The organism is Gillisia mitskevichiae (genome assembly GCF_003634585.1).
Taxonomy (GTDB): Bacteria; Bacteroidota; Bacteroidia; order Flavobacteriales; family Flavobacteriaceae; genus Gillisia; species Gillisia mitskevichiae.
The window spans coordinates 745,816-763,503 of sequence record NZ_RBLG01000001.1 but is presented as its reverse complement, the minus strand read 5'-3'; the positions used below and the strand labels follow the sequence as shown (position 1 = coordinate 763,503).

Annotated in this window: 14 protein-coding genes; 8 read left to right on the top strand and 6 right to left on the bottom strand. The window is 35.4% G+C overall.

Annotated elements, in window-relative coordinates; genetic code table 11:
* Nucleotides 1–15 precede the first annotated feature (15 nt).
* From BC962_RS03515 to BC962_RS03495, 5 genes are all read right to left on the bottom strand, one after another.
* Nucleotides 16–1,335, bottom strand: a complete 1,320-nt coding sequence (locus tag BC962_RS03515) for an HTTM domain-containing protein (RefSeq protein ID WP_121344506.1) — start codon at nucleotides 1,333–1,335, stop codon at nucleotides 16–18.
* A complete protein-coding gene (locus BC962_RS03510) occupies nucleotides 1,325–2,263 on the bottom strand; it encodes a bifunctional riboflavin kinase/FAD synthetase (RefSeq protein WP_121344505.1) in 939 nt (312 codons plus the stop codon). Before BC962_RS03510 ends, BC962_RS03515 begins: the two co-directional genes overlap by 11 nt.
* A gap of 7 nt (nucleotides 2,264–2,270) precedes the next feature.
* Nucleotides 2,271–2,897: an aminoacyl-tRNA hydrolase gene (gene pth, locus BC962_RS03505; RefSeq protein ID WP_121344504.1), complete on the bottom strand. Its 627-nt coding sequence runs from the start codon at nucleotides 2,895–2,897 to the stop codon at nucleotides 2,271–2,273.
* A gap of 198 nt (nucleotides 2,898–3,095) precedes the next feature.
* Nucleotides 3,096–3,734: a 50S ribosomal protein L25/general stress protein Ctc gene (locus BC962_RS03500; protein ID WP_121344503.1), complete on the bottom strand. Its 639-nt coding sequence runs from the start codon at nucleotides 3,732–3,734 to the stop codon at nucleotides 3,096–3,098.
* A 120-nt stretch (nucleotides 3,735–3,854) separates the two neighbouring features.
* Nucleotides 3,855–4,796 (bottom strand): ribose-phosphate pyrophosphokinase, encoded by a 942-nt coding sequence (locus BC962_RS03495; RefSeq protein ID WP_121344502.1) that lies wholly within the window; start codon nucleotides 4,794–4,796, stop codon nucleotides 3,855–3,857.
* Between the two features lie 440 nt (nucleotides 4,797–5,236).
* On the opposite strand from BC962_RS03495, the gene BC962_RS03490 reads away from it, so the two are divergent.
* Together BC962_RS03490 and BC962_RS03485 are read left to right on the top strand one after the other, a co-directional pair.
* Nucleotides 5,237–7,021, top strand: coding sequence for a vWA domain-containing protein (locus tag BC962_RS03490; RefSeq protein ID WP_121344501.1), 1,785 nt, complete (start codon nucleotides 5,237–5,239; stop codon nucleotides 7,019–7,021).
* A gap of 228 nt (nucleotides 7,022–7,249) precedes the next feature.
* A complete protein-coding gene (locus tag BC962_RS03485) occupies nucleotides 7,250–8,134 on the top strand; it encodes a DUF808 domain-containing protein (protein ID WP_121344500.1) in 885 nt (294 codons plus the stop codon).
* Between the two features lie 82 nt (nucleotides 8,135–8,216).
* Here BC962_RS03485 and BC962_RS03480 read toward each other — a convergent pair whose 3' ends face one another.
* Complete coding sequence (locus tag BC962_RS03480) at nucleotides 8,217–9,296, bottom strand: transporter substrate-binding domain-containing protein (protein WP_121344499.1); 1,080 nt, start codon at nucleotides 9,294–9,296, stop codon at nucleotides 8,217–8,219.
* A 185-nt stretch (nucleotides 9,297–9,481) separates the two neighbouring features.
* On the opposite strand from BC962_RS03480, the gene BC962_RS03475 reads away from it, so the two are divergent.
* The 6 genes from BC962_RS03475 (at nucleotide 9,482) to BC962_RS03450 (ending at nucleotide 17,679) form a co-directional block, all read left to right on the top strand.
* On the top strand, nucleotides 9,482–9,829 hold the full coding sequence (locus BC962_RS03475) for a hypothetical protein (RefSeq protein ID WP_121344498.1): 348 nt from the start codon (nucleotides 9,482–9,484) through the stop codon (nucleotides 9,827–9,829).
* 719 nt (nucleotides 9,830–10,548) lie between these two features.
* Entirely contained in the window at nucleotides 10,549–11,349 is an 801-nt protein-coding gene (locus BC962_RS03470) for a 2Fe-2S iron-sulfur cluster-binding protein (RefSeq protein ID WP_121344497.1), read from the top strand.
* A gap of 64 nt (nucleotides 11,350–11,413) precedes the next feature.
* Nucleotides 11,414–12,400, top strand: a complete 987-nt coding sequence (locus BC962_RS03465; protein WP_121344496.1) for an FAD binding domain-containing protein — start codon at nucleotides 11,414–11,416, stop codon at nucleotides 12,398–12,400.
* Nucleotides 12,401–12,422: 22 nt separating this feature from the next.
* On the top strand, nucleotides 12,423–14,603 hold the full coding sequence (locus BC962_RS03460) for a xanthine dehydrogenase family protein molybdopterin-binding subunit (RefSeq protein ID WP_121344495.1): 2,181 nt from the start codon (nucleotides 12,423–12,425) through the stop codon (nucleotides 14,601–14,603).
* A gap of 320 nt (nucleotides 14,604–14,923) precedes the next feature.
* The gene (locus tag BC962_RS03455) at nucleotides 14,924–15,388 is read left to right on the top strand and encodes a (2Fe-2S)-binding protein (RefSeq protein ID WP_121344494.1); all 465 of its coding nucleotides are present in this window, start codon (nucleotides 14,924–14,926) and stop codon (nucleotides 15,386–15,388) included.
* A gap of 26 nt (nucleotides 15,389–15,414) precedes the next feature.
* The gene (locus BC962_RS03450; RefSeq protein ID WP_121344493.1) at nucleotides 15,415–17,679 is read left to right on the top strand and encodes a xanthine dehydrogenase family protein molybdopterin-binding subunit; all 2,265 of its coding nucleotides are present in this window, start codon (nucleotides 15,415–15,417) and stop codon (nucleotides 17,677–17,679) included.
* The last annotated feature ends 9 nt before the right edge of the window (nucleotides 17,680–17,688 follow it).

Genomic DNA, 17,688 nt, shown 5'->3' with positions numbered 1-17,688 from the left:
AAGCAAGTAAAAATATCAGTCTAATTTAGAAGGTAAAATCCAGTCGTGGTGCTTAAAGTGATGCCACTTCTCATTTGCAAGATCTACTTTTGGATCTATAAATTGTTGGTAAGGTCTACCATTCACACTCACCTTAGAATCTACAAACACCTGCACATCTTGACCTTTTTTAGCATATTCACGTTTTAATCGCTGTGAAAATTGCCAGATCATATCGGGCTTAGAACTTATTGCCCCCAGTTGTTTTTTAGATAAAAACTTTGTTTTATCTATAAAATCAACTTTTTTAGTGTCTTTATCTACTACCCTAAAAGCGCTTCTCCCACTTTTACTACGCAGCATCATTCTCCAGGAAAGTCGGTGCCCTTCCTCTGTCCATAACACATCGTCTTCATAAAACCAATGTCTTAGTGGCAATCCTATTTGAAAAATGAACCAAATAGAAAGGACTGCTAAAAAAGCATTTCTATACTTCGGAATAACGACTTCTTTCTCATCGTAATATTTCTTTTTCCCTCTTAGAAACCATTTGTTTATTTTTTCAGCAGGGAAAAAGAACAAGATGAATGCGAGTGAGAGATATGGGAAAATCCCAATATGAAAAATAAAACTATTAAATAAGTGAAAGAAAATAGCTGCTATAAATATTGGAAGTCGAGTTTTTCTATATAATAGCAAGGGTATTATTAAAAGATCAAATAAAAATCCAAACCAAGAAATGGTGAAATGTGTCCATTTTTGCTGAAGCAACTCTCCCACTAACCAATAATCTGCTTTAGATTTCATTAATATCGCAGGAAATTCTCCTGTAAACCAATCTGGATAAAGTTTTGCCACCGATGCATAGGTGTAAACGATCCACATTTGAAACACAATAAAGAGCCAAACCCAACGCGGCATTGAAATTTCCCGAAGCGAGGCATTTCTCCAAGCATCTATAGAAACATTTTTATGAGCTGGTAAAAAGAACATAATACCACATAAAAGCATTAATAGATAATAATGGTTGTTATAGGAGGATTTTTGCATTAGATAGACAGATGCCCACATAATTCCATAACAAAAAATACTAAACCTATATTTATAACCTACCATAACTAATAAGCCAAACAAGCCCATTAATCCATAATAGTAAAGCATTCCATTACCAGGCAGAGGTTGTAAAAATTCGAAACCAATAAAATTAAAAGTCTCCTGAGGTTCTATAAGTGTGCGTTTTACCCAGCCTGTAGCAATACTGCCAAAAGCCTCCAATGCTGTTAATAATCCAAAAAACACCCGAAAAACTACAAGTGCAGAATTATCTATACGGGTGAAAAGGAACCTATTCAGCATAGTTATCTTTAATAAACTGTGAACTAAAAGCCTCGTCTTGTTTCATTGCTATCTTTAATGCATCTATAGAATCGAAATTCTTTTCGTCTCGAATTCTAGCAAGCAATTGGATCTCCAACTTTTGTCCGTAAAGATCCTGATCTAATAAGAAAAAATAAGTTTCTATAGTTTGCTCTGTACCTCCAACTGTAGGATTTGTCCCAATATTCATCATCCCAAAATATGGGATCTCATCTATAATTGCTCGAGCTATGTATACCCCATTTTTCGGGATGAGTTTATAATTTTCTTCGATTTTTAAATTCGCGGTTGGATATCCAAAACCTTTACCCAGACCTTTTCCTCTAACTACCGTTCCATTTAGCATAAAGGGTTTCTTAAGAAAGCGATTTGCTTTTTCTACCTTTCCTTCCATCAATGCTTTTCTGATCTTGGTAGAACTCACCGCAACATCTTCTATCTCTTGTTTTCCAATTTCCTCTACCTCAAAATCATATTCTTTCCCGAATTCTTTTAAGGTATTTATATCTGCGGTTCTATTCCTTCCAAATCTATGATCGTAACCTATAATGATCTTTTTGGCATTTAGTTTATTCACCAAAATATCGCGCACGAATTCTTGTGCAGTAAGTCTGGAAAATTGATGCGTGAAAGGATGAATGATAAGATGATCTATCCCAGAATCTGAAAGTATCTCCTTACGCTCGTCTATGGTATTAATGAGTTTAATATCGCTTTCTTTTTGCAATACCATTCTTGGATGTGGAAAAAAGGTAAGTATTGCCGATTCCATATTGCTAAGTTTAGCAGTATTCACCAGCTTTTCTATTATTTTTTGATGTCCAGCATGTACCCCATCAAAAGTACCAATGGTTATTACCGTTGGAAATTCACTTTTAAAAGTATATGCTCCTAAATGTTCTTTCAAGTGACTCTTATTTACCGTTAAAAGTATTCATTGTGATGTTTATTCCTGCGGTTCCGAAAGACTTAATAAGTTCGGCTGCTTTTTCTAATCGTTCTGGAAGCTGTTTCTCTTCTTCTAAAGACCATTCTCCCAACACATAATCTACCTGTCGTCCTTTAGAAAATTCATCGCTAATCCCAAATCTAAATCTGTTATAGGTTGCAGTATTTAACTGCAGTTGAATATCTTTTAATCCGTTATGTCCCCCATCGCTTCCTTTGGTTTTAACGCGAATAGCTCCAAAATTAAGATTAAGATCGTCTGTTACCACTAGTAAATTCTCTAAAGGGATCTTCTCCTTGGTAAGCCAATAATTCACCGCTTTCCCACTAAGGTTCATGTATGTACTAGGTTTTAGAAGAATAAAAGTTCTTCCCTTGAACCTGAAACTTGCAATATCCCCCAATTTATCAGTTGCGAATGAAACCCCCTCTTTTTCAGCTAAATAGTCTACTACTTTAAAGCCTATATTATGCCTTGTGTTGTGGTATTTTGGACCTATATTTCCCAGCCCAGCAATCAAAAATTTCTTCATAGGGTCTACTTCTTCCTCTGATGGTTTTTTACTAAATATTCTTCCGAAGAATGCCAACATGGAGTTTGTTTTGGTAAAGATAAAATTAATAATATTCTTCGCCTTACCAATTTTAGATGAGACTTTTAATAATTGATTTTTAATCGCTTCAGAAATAAGATTTAAAACGCAAATCGAATTATTTTTAAATAAAAAAGCATTCCGAATCCCGACTGAATCGGAACTGGAATGCTTTTAAATTTTATGCTAAGTGAAAGATTACTCTTTTACAGCAGCAGCATCATCTACCTCAGTAGCTGGTACTTCATCTGCAGCAACTTCATCTTCATCTTCATCAAGTTCAGCAGTAATATTACGAGATGTCTTAACTTGACAAACTACAGTATTATCTGGGTGATTGATTGTGTAACCATCATTTGATAAAGCAGTTACATATAATTTGTTTCCAATCTTAAGAGAGGTCACATCGGCTTCAATAAAATCTGGAAGATTTCCTGGAAGACCTTTAACTTTTAAACGACGTAAGTTGTAACGTAAAACTCCACCATTTTTAACTCCACGTGCAGTACCTTTAGTATGTACAGGAATTTCCATAGTGATTTCCTTATCGTCAAATATTTGATAGAAATCCATGTGTAGGATAGCATCGGTTACCGGGTGAAATTGGATGTCCTGAAGAACAGCATCAATTTTCTCCCCACCTTCCAAAGTAATTACCACAGTATGCACATCTGGTGTGTATACAAGGTTTTTGAAGGCAATTTCATCTGCTGAAAAATGTAATGGTTCGCCTCCTCCGTATACTACGCAAGGAACCTTTCCAGCATTACGTAAGGCTTTAGTAACTTTCTTACCTACGCTTTCTCTTTTAGATCCGTTGATCGTGATTGATTTCATTATAAAAAATTTTAGTGTGCAAAGGTGCGACTTTTTTTGATAGTATAAAATACTGAAATGGAATTATTTAAATGCCGTTTCAATTTAGCTATCCATATAAGTTATAGCCCTTGCAACCTATTACATAATAAATTTTGAGCTGATAGATTTATTATTGTGTACCCGATTCATTACATCTGCAAATAGATCGGCACAGCTTACAACTCTAATCTTATCGCATTTTTGTTTTAATGGAATAGAATCTGTTACAATTAATTCTAATAACTGTGATTTTTCTATCCTATCATAGGCCTCTCCAGAAAGTACAGGATGAGTACAAATAGCTCTTACGCTAATTGCTCCTTTTTCCATCATAACATCTGCAGCTTTAGTAAGGGTTCCGGCAGTATCTACCATATCATCTACCAATACTACATTTTTTCCAGTTACATCTCCTATAAGTTCCATGTGTGAGATCACATTTGCCTTAGCGCGTTGCTTATAACATATAACTACATCACTTTCCATAGCTTTAGAATAAGCATATGCTCTTTTAGAGCCACCCATATCTGGGGAAGCGATCGTAAGATTTTCTAGATTTAAGCTTCTTAAATAAGGCAAGAAGACAGTAGATGCAAATAAATGATCTACCGGTTTTTCAAAAAATCCTTGAATTTGATCTGCATGAAGATCCATGGTGATTATTCTAGTTGCTCCCGCAGTTTCTAAAATACTAGCAACCATTTTAGCTGCAATTGGAACTCTAGGTTTATCTTTGCGATCCTGTCTTGCCCATCCAAAATATGGCAGAACTGCAGTAATATGTCTAGCTGAAGCTCTTTTAGCTGCATCCAACATTAATAACATTTCCATTAAGTGATCTGCTCCTGGATGTGTAGACCCAATAATGAAAACACGAGAACCTCTAACAGATTCTTCGAAAGATGGTTGGAATTCTCCATCACTATAAGTACTCGTTATTACATTTCCCAGTGGTGCGCCGTAGGCTACAGCTATTTTTTCTGCAAGTGCTCTACTTTGGGTGCAATTAAAAATCTTGGCTTCGGGAATTACATTTGGCATGAGGTGTTGTGTTATAGGGTTAAATTAAGGTTTTGTTGTGTGCCCCAAATTTAGAAATTTATTCCCTGCCATTACCAAAGGAAAGCTTAGAATGTTCTTAAAATTTAAAAATTCTGATTATTCCAGTTCATAATCCCTAAATGCTGTAATCCAATACATTAATAAATAAAAAGCTACCTAAAAAAGTAAAAGGAAAATGTTTTTTGACTATTTATCCTTCTAAGTAATAGTTAATGTTGCTAGTGAGACCACTTCAATTTTAATGTGTTTTTTTTTAGTTTTAAAGTTCTATAATTACAAAATATCCTAATTTAAAAAAGCATGTTACTTATATTTAATAGGCTTAAGTAAAAAGTTCGGCTTAAAAATTGTAGATAACAAAAGCAAACATCTAACCTTCGGTTGCCCTACCTTCTGAAATATTAATTAAATCTTCAATTATGAAATTAATTTACATTCTAGTATTCTTCATTAGCATTAATATTCAAGCAAAAACTATTACAGGAATAGTCACCGATGATCAGGGATTACCATTACCTGCCGTAAATATTATCGTTGAAGGCTCTGCAAATGGTGTTCAAACAGATATAGATGGAAAATATTCTATAGAGGCAGAAGAAGGTGATATACTGGTATTTAGTTTTATAGGACTAAAAATGAAAAAACTAACTGTAGGAAATAAAACAGTACTAAATGTGGTATTAGAGAATGATAATTCCAGCCTTGATGAGGTAATAGTCTCTGGTTATTCAAAACAAATTAAAATTAGAGGAGTCTCTAGTTTTAGAGAACATATCACTGCAAATGAATCTTATAAAGAAATAGAGGAAAACAAATTCAAATTAGTAAAAACTTCTCCCCTTTCCACCTTTTCTATTGATGTAGACAAGGCGGGTTATAGCAATATTAGAAGAATGATCAATACTGGTAGTGAGATCCCAAAGGATGCTGTAAAAATCGAAGAAATGGTGAATTATTTCAATTACGATTATAAGCAACCAAAAGGAAATGATCCATTCTCCATACAAACAGAACTCATACAAACTCCTTGGAACAGCGACACCAAACTCGTGAAGATTGGAATTAAGGGAAAAGAGATTCCTCTGGATAATGTACCTCCATCTAATCTTGTTTTTCTATTAGATGTGTCTGGATCTATGGGCCAACCAAATAAGCTTCCGTTATTGAAATCGGCCTTCAGCTTACTTACAAATCAACTAAGAGAGCAAGATAAGATCTCAATAGTGGTTTATGCTGGTGCTGCAGGAATCGTTTTAGAACCAACATCTGGAAACCAGAAAAATAAAATAAAAGAAGCATTAAATAAATTAAATGCTGGCGGATCTACTGCTGGTGGCCAAGGAATAGAACTTGCTTACCAAATTGCACGCGATAACTTTATTAAAAACGGAAATAACCGTGTTATACTTGCTACCGATGGAGATTTTAATGTGGGATTGCAAAGCGACAGTGCAATGAAAGATTTAATAATAGAGCAGAGAGAAAGCGGCGTTTTTTTAACCGCTCTTGGCTTTGGAATGGGAAATTATAAGGATTCTAAACTGGAAACACTCGCTCAAGCTGGAAATGGTAATCATGCCTACATAGATTCTATGCAAGAAGCCCAGAGAGTTTTAGGAACCGAGTTTGGCGGCACTATGTATACCATAGCTAAGGACGTAAAGATTCAAGTTGAATTTAATCCAGAGAATGTTGAAGCTTTCCGATTAATAGGCTATGAAAACAGATTATTGAATGATGAAGATTTTAAAGATGACAAAAAAGATGCGGGGGAATTAGGCAGCGGACATAATGTTACTGCAATCTATGAGATCATTCCGCATGGTAGTAAAAGTGACTATTTAAAAGTCGTAGACGATTATAAATACAGTCAACAGGTTTCTAAAGGCAAGAATTCTGAAGAATTATTAACAGTGAAATTTAGATATAAGGAACCTACTGGCAAGAAAAGTAAAGTGATAGAAAGTATCGTAAATACCAGTTCGGAAAAAGCTCCCTCTGAAGATTTTAATTTCATATCGGCCGTAGCTCTTTTCGGAATGAATCTCAGGGAATCTGAATTTACCAATGGAAAAAACCTAGCTATGGTATTGAAGCTCGCTGAAAACGGAAGAGGTAAAGATAGCGAAGGATATAGAGCTGAATTCATTAGACTTGTGAAAAGCTATGAAAGTATGAATGAAAATTTAGCAGAAGATAATTAAGACCCTCATTATCCTAAATGAGGATTATTTAATGCTTCTAATAAATCTAAATTTTAGATCTATCCACTCTATCTATATGGCTTACTGAAGGTAAATCTCATAAATACAATTAGGTACATTTATTAAAAATGTTCATGATTATTTAGATTAACTATTTCTAAAAAAATTGTTAAGCGAATAAATAATTATGAACTTCCATGTATCTTGTTCAAAATTTAAAAACAACCTATGGCTTCAGGCTTTTTTGCACTTTTAGATGATGTTGCAGCACTTATGGATGATGTTGCAGTAATGGGGAAATTAGCTGGTAAAAAAACTGCCGGCATATTGGGTGATGATCTGGCCGTTAATGCGGAAAAAGCTTCGGGCTTCATATCTTCTCGGGAAATACCAGTTTTATGGGCTATTACAAAAGGTTCTCTCCTAAATAAACTAATTATCCTACCCTTGGCCTTCTTACTAAGTTGGTTATTACCATCCGCTATCACAGTAATTTTATTACTAGGAGGTTTGTACTTGGCTTATGAAGGTGCTGAAAAAATTTATGAATGGATATTTCCTCATCATCATGAAACAGCAAAACCAGAACTAAAAGAAATCACCAAAGAAGAAGCTTTAAGTTTGGAGAAAGAAAAAATAAAATCGGCGATCATAACAGATTTTATACTTTCCGTAGAAATAGTGATTATAGCTTTAGGTACTGTAGCAAGTGAAGCTTTAAATATTCAAATTATTGTTGTTACTATTATAGCCTTAGTTGCCACAGTTGGTGTTTATGGAATTGTTGCACTAATTATTAGAATGGATAATTTTGGGGCAAAACTTATATCATTAAATGATAGAAATGATAGTATTTCGGATATTATAGGAAGGTTTCTAGTAAATGCATTACCAATAGTTATTAAGAGTCTCTCTGTAATTGGTACTATAGCACTTCTACTAGTTTCTGGTGGGATTTTTGTGCATAACACGCCTTATTTTCATGGTTTTACTGAAAATATTCCTAGTATAATAATTGAGTTTCTGGTGGGGTTAGTTGTTGGTATAGTTGTTTTACTAATAATTAAACTTTTAATTAAGGTTTGGACTAAATTCTTTAAACCCTCTACTTAAGGACTTTATATAAAAGATGATTTTAAATTTTTTATGTAGGCTTTAAATAGCTTATGAATATACGGATGAAAAAAACATCCGATTATTGATAATTTTTAATCAGATTGTTCCATTCCATAGATTTTAAAGTGGCGATAAGTACTGGGTTAATTTCTCCCACAAGCATCGATCCTTTCGGAAAACTATAACTGTAATAATCTCTTTTTAATGTCTGCTGAAGGACCTCAAGCTCATCATTCAAATTTCTTCTGTCGATTTCGAATTTTAATATAGGCTGATCATAAACAAACAAAGCAGACTCTTTATCCTGAATTTTTTGAATCCCCTCCTTTTCGTTTGCTACTTCTTCACTTCTAATGTTATATTGATTAAGAAGTTCTTGCGCACTTGATCCGGCTACCGTAATTACTTCAAAATTATCCAAATCCTGAATATTATTTATCTCGTCTGAAATATTTTGAACCGTAAGTGAAGATGCTATTCCCGCGGTTAAACTAGAGATCATTATTATTGCCATAAACATCCAAATAAGCCCAATAAAGCGACCACCAAAGGTTTTAGGTGATTTATCCCCGTATCCCACAGTAGTCATAGTTACAGCGCTCCACCAAAAACCATGGAAAATTCCTTTTACCCCATCTCCAAATTCTTCATTATTTTTTTTTCTTTCAAATAGCCATACAAGAAACCCAAAAAGAAGAATTACTCCTAAAAGAATTAGTATAGCCGATAAAAATTTCCAGCTAAACATGTTTACAAGATAAGACCAAATCATGGTTTCACTTTTTTTTGCGATACCCGTATAGGAAATGAAATATGGTTGGGAGAAATCCAAGCGTTTCATTCTTGGATTTGTCACCGTCACAGGATTAATACTTAAATCTACCTCATTATTTTCAACGGCCTCCATTAAATGTATAAGTGAAGGGTAGGTTTTATATTCATATTCCAAGTTGAGAGTTTCATTAACCAGTTCCCACGAGGCAATACTTAATCCAGAAAATTCATTACCCTCTTTTACTATAAATGGAGGTGTTTCAGTAATACCTATAACAAGTTTACCATTTACGCCTGGAGATTGTATTGAATCTATTTCCTGTGCCATCCCTATTTCTGAAAAAAAGAAAATGCTGAATATACATAGGCTAATTATAGATTTCATAATCCAAGTTTAAGTGAAATCCCAAAATATGCTTTTTTTTTGGCTGAAGCTAATTAAAAGCTATTTCAACAATTACTGCTTTAATTTTGTATTCAGTAAAGGATGTAAATTTAATACAACTTTATATTTTCCAATTTCTATAAAAGCCCTAATACATTATCTTTGTTTTAATAATTTTTCATAAAATGGAAGAAGAAAAAAAAGATATTTATCAAACTGCCGAAGTAATCTTACTTATTATAAAATACGAAGGGGAGATTGAGGATATTATAGAATATCCATCAGAATTTGAAGCCGCTTATAAAGAGTTGCTTCAATATAAGATCATTAAACAAGGTGATGGTAAATACCTACCTGATGTTAATTTCACTAAAGCTCAAGAACTGGGTTTTAGAAAATATATCGAGCAAAGTAACAAACCATCAAAACTCAAACAATACATTACCAGCAAACCAACTTTAGGAGTTTTAGCTGGGGCGGTTTTAGTTACTGCAGCTTATCTTATGCGGACTGAGAAAAAGTATACTCATTAAATAAAGAAGTTAACTGAAAAGTTCTAAATATCGAACTCTGAATCTCGCAATACTTATTTGGGAATTTCCTTTTTCTGATTTATAGATTATTCAGTAAAAATTCTTTTTGGCCATGAAATCTTTCATTCTAGAATCATGTTCTGCGACGTCACAATTATGGATTTCTGACAATTTAATTCCTAGGTACTTATCTTTAATTTTAAAAGCAGAAATTTCTTCTTTATTGACCAGGAATTTTTAATAGATATCATAAAATCTATTACTAATAATATCCAGATTGCGATTTACTGATTTGGCTTCGACTGAAGATCCACGATTTCTATTCGCTTTTGAATTCCATCGATTTTGTCTATAATAATCCATTATAAAATCTGAAGATTAAATATTTGGAATATAATAGAATGAAAAAATGTTCTCCTATAATAGGAGGGTTTACTCTAGCCGTATTTGCTGTACTATTAGTAATCATTAAATTCCGCTAAAGTTAAAACAAGTTAAAATTCCGACTAAATCATTTATTAAGAAGCAATTATCATCATAAAATCCAAATGAGGATTAATACGCCATTATTAAAATTATTTCCGAATCATTGATGATTTCATCATTAAACACTTCTTAAATTTTATAAATTAAGAAATGTTTTAACATATCAATAACTTTTCAAAAGTTATAATTCTTTACTTTTAAAAATATTGACTAGCCTCCCTAAAACCTTGTTTATGAAAGATATAGATAAATGGAATGAAGCTGTAGATCCAGATAATTTAAGTGATGACGAGAATATGATTCTCGATGCTATGGGACTTAATGGAAGTTCAAGAAGGAAATTCTTAAAACAAGTGTCCGCAGCAAGCTTAAGTATTTACGCTTCTTCTTTTTTTACTTCAGAATTATTTGCCAACACTATGAAAGACTTGCCAGAAAAAACAACAGCACTCTTAAATGAGATTAAAGTAAATATTAAGGTGAATGATATGGTTAAGCCATTAACCTTAGACTCCCGAACTTCTTTGCTTGATGCACTTAGAGAAAGACTTGGATTAACAGGTACAAAAAAAGGTTGTGATCATGGGCAATGCGGTGCTTGCACTGTAATTATAGACGGAAAACGCAATCTTTCTTGCCTTACACTTGCAGCCACCTGCGAAGGAAAAGAGATCACTACAGTAGAAGGATTAGCGAAAAATGGCGAAATGCATCCAATGCAGCAGGCATTCCTAAAACATGATGGCTTCCAATGTGGATATTGTACTCCAGGACAAATATGTTCTTCTGTAGCACTATTAGAAGAAGCCAAAAATGGAGAAGTAAGTTATGTAACCGAAGATCTTAAGAAAGTTCAATCTGGTTTAAGCCTTTCCGAAGAAGAAATTAGAGAAAGAATGTCTGGAAATATTTGTAGATGTGGTGCCTACAATAATATTGTACAGGCCTTTAAAGAAGTGCATACCGGAAATGATGAAATGCCAACTTGGGAATTTGCTACACAGGAACAAATGGATAAAGCCAAGAATGCTTAAAAAATGCAAATTATCCTTATAACCAATGAATTTGAACATTTCAAGACTTTAAAATTAATCAACCATGAGACCATTCACTTATACCAGGGCAAATAATAAAGAACAGGCGCTTCAAGCTTTCACAGCAACTTCGCATTATCTCGGGGGTGGGACAAATCTGGTGGATTTGATGAAAGAAGATGTTGAAAGGCCAGATCAACTTATCGATGTTAATAATCTCGATTATAAAAAAATAACCTCTAATGATAAAGGCGGATTAACACTTGGTGCAATGCTTAGTAATTCCGAAACTGCCAATAATAAGGAGGTAAGAACCAATTATCCATTACTATCCATGGCTATGTTATCTGCTGCCACAGCACAAATAAGGAATATGGCTAGCAATGGAGGGAATTTGTTACAACGTACTCGTTGTCCTTATTTCTTTGAAGTTTCTATGCCTTGTAATAAACGCGATCCAGGTTCCGGTTGCGGAGCCTTGAATGGAATGAATGCATTACATGCGATCTTTGGATATAGTGATAGCTGTATAGCAACAAATCCATCAGATATGTGCGTGGCTCTTGCAGCCATTGGAGCAACTGTTGAAGTTCAACAGGCAGATGGGACTTCCAGAATGATAGAATTCACAGATTTCCATCGTTTACCTGGAGATCGGCCAGAAAAAGATACCACCTTATCGCAAGGAGAGTTAATCACCGCTATTCATTTACCAAAGGCTGAATTTTCCGATCATTATTACTATTTAAAGATTCGCGAACGTTCCAGTTATGCTTTTGCATTGATATCGGTTGCTGCCGGATTACAAGTTGAAAGCGGAGTGATTAACAAGGCAGGTCTCGCTATGGGTGGAGTTGCTCATGTACCATGGAAGCTCACCAAAGCAGAAGAATTCCTTGCTGGGAAGAAACCAACTACAGAAAATTTTGAAGCGGCCGCAGAACTGGAAATGAAGGATGCTAAACCGTTTGAGGCGAATAAATGGAAAGTAGATATGGGTAAAAATGCCATCGTAAGAGCACTTACCCAAGCGTTTGAAAGAGAAGTATAAGCCAATTTCAAAAAATAAAATTATGACAAAGTCGATAAATACATCCGGAGTTGGAAGTGCTATAAATAGAGTAGAAGGTCATCTAAAGGTGATGGGGAAGGCTAAATATGCATCTGAATTTCCGATAGAAAATAAAGTATATGGACAAGGAATCAATTCCACAATCGCCAAAGGTGAGATTGTTTCAATAGATACTTCTGAAGCTGAGAAGCTTGAAGGAGTGTTAAAAGTGATTACTTATAAGAATGCAGAAAAGCTTAAAACCTTAGAGGGAGTACGACCAGAAATTGCCACAGATACTATTGCGCCAGTGTTGCAAAGTAATAAAGTACATTATTTTGGGCAATATGTTGGTCTTGTGGTGGCAGAAACATTCGAACAAGCCCAATATGCTGCTAGTTTAGTAAAGTTTGAATATAAAAAAGACCCTTCAGCAGTTATCGACTTTGAGAAGTCCAGATCCAAAGCATATACCCCAGATAATGATTCAAATTATTCAAGAGGAAATATGGATCAAGGGCTAGCTGAGGCGGATATGGTAGTGGAACAAACTTATAATACCCCTATTGAACATCACCATCCAATGGAATTGCATGCCGTTATCGCTTCTTGGGATAATGGAAAAGTAACAGCATATGCAAGTCAGCAAATAATCGAAGATGCTAAAATAGCTATCTCTGGAACTTTCCAGATTCCAAAGAAAGATGTGCGCGTAATTTCCCCTTTTGTGGGTGGAGGTTTTGGCTCTAAACTAAATTTAGATCGACATGTGATAATGGCCGTAATGGCATCTAAAATGGTAGATAGACCAGTGCAGGTTACAGTTACGAGAACTCAAATGTTTACCAATACGAACATGCGCCAACAGAACGAGCAAAAAATGCGCGTAGGTGCTAAAAAAGATGGTATTCTTACAGCTCTTTCTCACGAAACACTTTCTCATACCTCTACCACTCAAGAATTCCAAGAGCCATGCGGAATGGTTTCTAAGATGTTATACAATGTGGCCAATAATGAAGTAACCTATAAGTTGATCCCGATGAATATGCAAACACCGTTTGCCATGAGAGCACCTGGAGAAGCAACGGGAAGCTTTGCATTGGAATCTGCTATGGATGAGATGGCATGGAAACTTAAAATGGACCCTATAGAATTCCGAATAAAAAATGATACCCAAACAGATCTTCATGAAGAAAGGCCGTTTTCTTCGAGATTGTTAGTTGAGTGCTTAAGAATTGGAGCTGAAAAATTTGGTTGGAAAGACAGAAAACCTGAGCCTCGCACAAATAAAAAAGGAAATTGGCTTATAGGATATGGTGTAAGTGCTGCTTCCAGAAATTCTCCATATCAGAAAACGCATTCTAAAGTAATTCTGGAATTAGATGAAGATAAAGTATTTGCCACCATTCAAATGGATGCAACAGATATCGGTACTGGTAGTTATACCATTATAGCACAAACCGCTTCAGAATATTTAAAAATCCCAGTGGAACAAGTAAATGTAGAATTGGGTGATTCAGATTTCCCAATAACACCCGGATCTGGAGGTTCGTGGGGTGCTGCTTCCTTTTGCAATGGTGCTCGTGCTGCCTGTGAAAATGCAATTAAAACACTTAAGAATAATAGAAATATAGCTCAAGATGAAGAAGTTGCTGTTTCTGAACTTCTAAAAAAGAATCAACTAACCAAATTCGAAGCTGAAGGAATGGCGGAGCCATCTGCAGAATTCGAGAAATACTCAGTCTTCTCATTCGGAGCTAATTTTAGTGAGGTTTGGGTAGATAAAGACACTGGGATGTACCGAATTAAAAGAATGGTGAATGTAGCTTCCGCTGGAAAAATATTAAATCCGAAGACAGCTTACGGACAGATCATAGGAGGTTTAACGATGGGTGTAGGAATGGTATTGGCTGAACAAACTAGAGTAGAACCTAATTTTGGAAACTTTATCACTCGTTCTTTTGCAGATTACCACGTTCCTGTTAATCTAGATCTGGCCAATATAGATGTAATCTTCCTTCCGGAAGAAGATAAGATCGCCAATAAAATGGGAATTAAAGGAATAGGCGAACTTGGGATTACCAGTGTTGCTGCCTCCGTTTCCAATGCCATATTTAATGCAACAGGAAAACGAATGCGAGATCTTCCAATTACTCCAGAAAAACTTATTGAAGCTGGTCTTGAAGAAGGTGTTACAGCTTAATGAAAATTATAAAGTCCAGAATCTATTCTGGACTTTTTGCATTTATCACCCCTAACTGCCAATAGTTCTTTTCTGAAATTTACAAAGGTGATTTATCGTAATTTTAATCTTCGTCTTTTCCATTTACTTCAGGCAAACCAATCCCTTAGGTTCTAAAAATCTTAAACCCATTGTGTTTTTTATTTACCCCCTCAATTCTATTGCTCGTTCTAAGAAAACTAAGTAAAAAAGAGAATACATTTAAGAATTACCAAATAAAAGCATTCTAAGCTTAGGATTATAAGTAATTAATTTCTTAATTTTTAGAAAAATTTAAGATCATGGCAGAATTCAGTATTACCATCAATGGCAAAAACCTTTCGGTAGATGTAGATCCTACTACTCCCCTACTATGGGTTTTAAGAGACCATTTTAAACTGGTTGGAACTAAATATGGTTGTGGTATAGCACAATGTGGTGCCTGTACTGTTCATTTTAATGGAACTGCCGTAAGATCCTGCCAGCTTCCAATTTCGGCTGCTGCAGATAATAAAATCACAACAATAGAAGGATTATCAGAAAATGGAGATCATCCGGTTCAAAAAGCGTGGTTAGAGCATGATGTACCGCAATGTGGTTATTGTCAAGCAGGACAAATTATGTCTGCTTCTGCGCTATTAGAACGTAACCCAACACCTAGCGATAAAGATATAGAAAATGCTATGAGCGGAAATATTTGCCGTTGTGGTACGTATACTAGAATTAAAGCAGCAATCAAAACAGCTTCAGATTCTCAAACAATTTAATTATCAGTTAATTCAAATTCATAACAATGACTAAAGTAAAAACATCATTAGGTAGAAGATCCTTTATAAAAAGTGTATCTCTAGCTGGAGGCGGACTGATAATTGGATTTAACTGGTTAGCGTGCAAAGGACCTGTAGAAGAAGGAAGCGAGGAATTGGCAATGCAAATGCCAAAGGAATGGTTTGAGTTGAACGGATATTTAAAAATTGGGGAAAATGGAATTGTAACCATTTATTCACCAAATCCAGAAATTGGTCAGAATGTGAAGACCTCAATGCCGATGATCGTTGCTGAAGAATTAGATGTAGACTGGAATAATGTTATTGTAGAACAAGCTCCACTAAATACTGAAATTTTCACCCGTCAACTTGCAGGTGGAAGTCAGTCCATACGCCAAGGATGGCAGTCATTAAGAACAGCGGGTGCAACAGCAAGACAAATGCTGCTAACTGCAGCAGCAGACCAATGGGGAGTCCCTATTTCTGAACTTAGCGTGGAAAATGGAGTAATAAAACATGAAGGCAGCGATAAAACTATAGGTTATGGGGAGATCGCCAAGGCTGCCGTAAATGTTGAAATTCCAGAAGAAGTTGAATTAAAAGAAATTGATAATTTTAAAATTATAGGGACATCTCGCAAAAATGTAGATGCAAAGAAAATAGTTACAGGTCAACCTTTATATGGAATAGACACTTATAAAGATGGAATGCTAATAGCCATGGTCATTCAGCCACCCGCCTTCGGAATGGAATTTAAATCTATGGATGCGGAGAAGGCCAAAGGAATGCCGGGTATAAAAGATATTTTTACCATAGACACCTATCCTGAAGATATGGAGAAAGAATGGAGCGATGTTGGTTCTTTTTCTAAACTTGTGGTTGTAGTAGGTGAATCTACTTGGCAGGTCATGCAAGCCAAGAAAGCAGTTAAGGTAGAATGGGATCTAAATCCTAAGCTAACTAAAGAAATTGAAATACTTGAAAAATCTGCCGGAATGGATGGTGCAACCGGATTGGAAAGCAGTGATATTCATACTAATCTAATGGCTGAAGTTGGATCTAGAAAATCAGAGATCGTTAGAAAAGATGGTGATCCAGAAAAAGCATTTAAAAATGCAGCACGGGTGATCGAGCGCTCTTATACCTGCCCTTTCCTATCTCATAATTGCATGGAACCTATGAATTTCTTCGCCGATGTTAGCGATGGGAAAGCAGAATTATTAGGACCTATACAAACTCCAGAATATGCAGAGAAAAGTGTAAATAAACGCTTAGGCTATGACCTTGAAAATATAGACATTCAAATGACCCGCATGGGTGGTGGTTTCGGCCGTAGACTTTATGGTCATTTCCTTGTGGAAGCAGCTGTAATTTCAGAAAAGATGGGTACGCCAATTAAACTTGTGTATTCTCGTGAAGACGATATGACGAACGGAGTTTATCGCCCAGCTTATCATGTTACTTATAGAGCTGCCCTTGATGCTAATAATAAATTAACTGCTTTTCATGTAAATGCAGGTGGAATTCCGGAAAGTCCACTTTTTGCCAATCGTTTTCCTGCAGGGGCAGTAGATAATTATCTTGCCGAAAGCTGGTCTTTAGAAACAAATATTTCTGTAGGAGCATTTAGAGCGCCAAGATCTAATTTTATCGCGGGGGCAGAACAGTCATTTTTAGATGAACTTTCAGAAGAAATGGGTCAAGACCCAATTCAATTCCGTTTAGATCTGTTGGAGCGAGCAGGAAGTGATCCTGTGGGTGAAGAAAACGACTACGATGCAGCCCGCTATGCTGCTGTACTTAAACTTGCTCGTGACAAATCGGGTTGGAATAATAGTTCGGGAATGAATCGAGGTGTTTCTGCCTACTATTGCCATAATTCATATGTAGCCCAGATCCTAGATTTAAGAGTAGAAAACAACAAACCATTAATAGATAAAGTTACTTGCGCAGTAGACTGCGGGATTGTAGTAAATCCAGATGCCGCAAAAAATATGGTTGAGGGTGGGACGATAGATGGAATTGGTCATGCCCTATATAGCGAGATGACCTTCAAAGATGGAGTGCCACAGCAAAGCAATTTTGATACCTATAAGATTATTCGCCATAATGAAGCTCCAAAAAGTATCGATGTTCATTTTATAGATAACGGGATAGATCCAACTGGTTTAGGTGAACCACCATTCCCTCCTGTAATGGGAGCATTGGCAAATGCATTGTATAAGGCTACTGGAAAAAGATTTTATAAACAACCATTTATTACTGAATTGCAGGGTGATTTAAAAACTTAAAAGAATTTC

Excerpts from the sequence above, each read along its gene's own strand:
- BC962_RS03515 (WP_121344506.1), bottom strand. The coding sequence starts at position 1,335 with ATGCTGAATAGGTTCCTTTTCACCCGTATAGATAATTCTGCACTTGTA.
- pth (WP_121344504.1), bottom strand. The coding sequence starts at position 2,897 with ATGTTGGCATTCTTCGGAAGAATATTTAGTAAAAAACCATCAGAGGAA.
- BC962_RS03500 (WP_121344503.1), bottom strand. The coding sequence starts at position 3,734 with ATGAAATCAATCACGATCAACGGATCTAAAAGAGAAAGCGTAGGTAAG.
- BC962_RS03495 (WP_121344502.1), bottom strand. The coding sequence starts at position 4,796 with ATGCCAAATGTAATTCCCGAAGCCAAGATTTTTAATTGCACCCAAAGT.
- BC962_RS03490 (WP_121344501.1), top strand. The coding sequence starts at position 5,237 with ATGAAATTAATTTACATTCTAGTATTCTTCATTAGCATTAATATTCAA.
- BC962_RS03485 (WP_121344500.1), top strand. The coding sequence starts at position 7,250 with ATGGCTTCAGGCTTTTTTGCACTTTTAGATGATGTTGCAGCACTTATG.
- BC962_RS03480 (WP_121344499.1), bottom strand. The coding sequence starts at position 9,296 with ATGAAATCTATAATTAGCCTATGTATATTCAGCATTTTCTTTTTTTCA.
- BC962_RS03475 (WP_121344498.1), top strand. The coding sequence starts at position 9,482 with ATGGAAGAAGAAAAAAAAGATATTTATCAAACTGCCGAAGTAATCTTA.
- BC962_RS03470 (WP_121344497.1), top strand. The coding sequence starts at position 10,549 with ATGAAAGATATAGATAAATGGAATGAAGCTGTAGATCCAGATAATTTA.
- BC962_RS03465 (WP_121344496.1), top strand. The coding sequence starts at position 11,414 with ATGAGACCATTCACTTATACCAGGGCAAATAATAAAGAACAGGCGCTT.
- BC962_RS03460 (WP_121344495.1), top strand. The coding sequence starts at position 12,423 with ATGACAAAGTCGATAAATACATCCGGAGTTGGAAGTGCTATAAATAGA.
- BC962_RS03455 (WP_121344494.1), top strand. The coding sequence starts at position 14,924 with ATGGCAGAATTCAGTATTACCATCAATGGCAAAAACCTTTCGGTAGAT.
- BC962_RS03450 (WP_121344493.1), top strand. The coding sequence starts at position 15,415 with ATGACTAAAGTAAAAACATCATTAGGTAGAAGATCCTTTATAAAAAGT.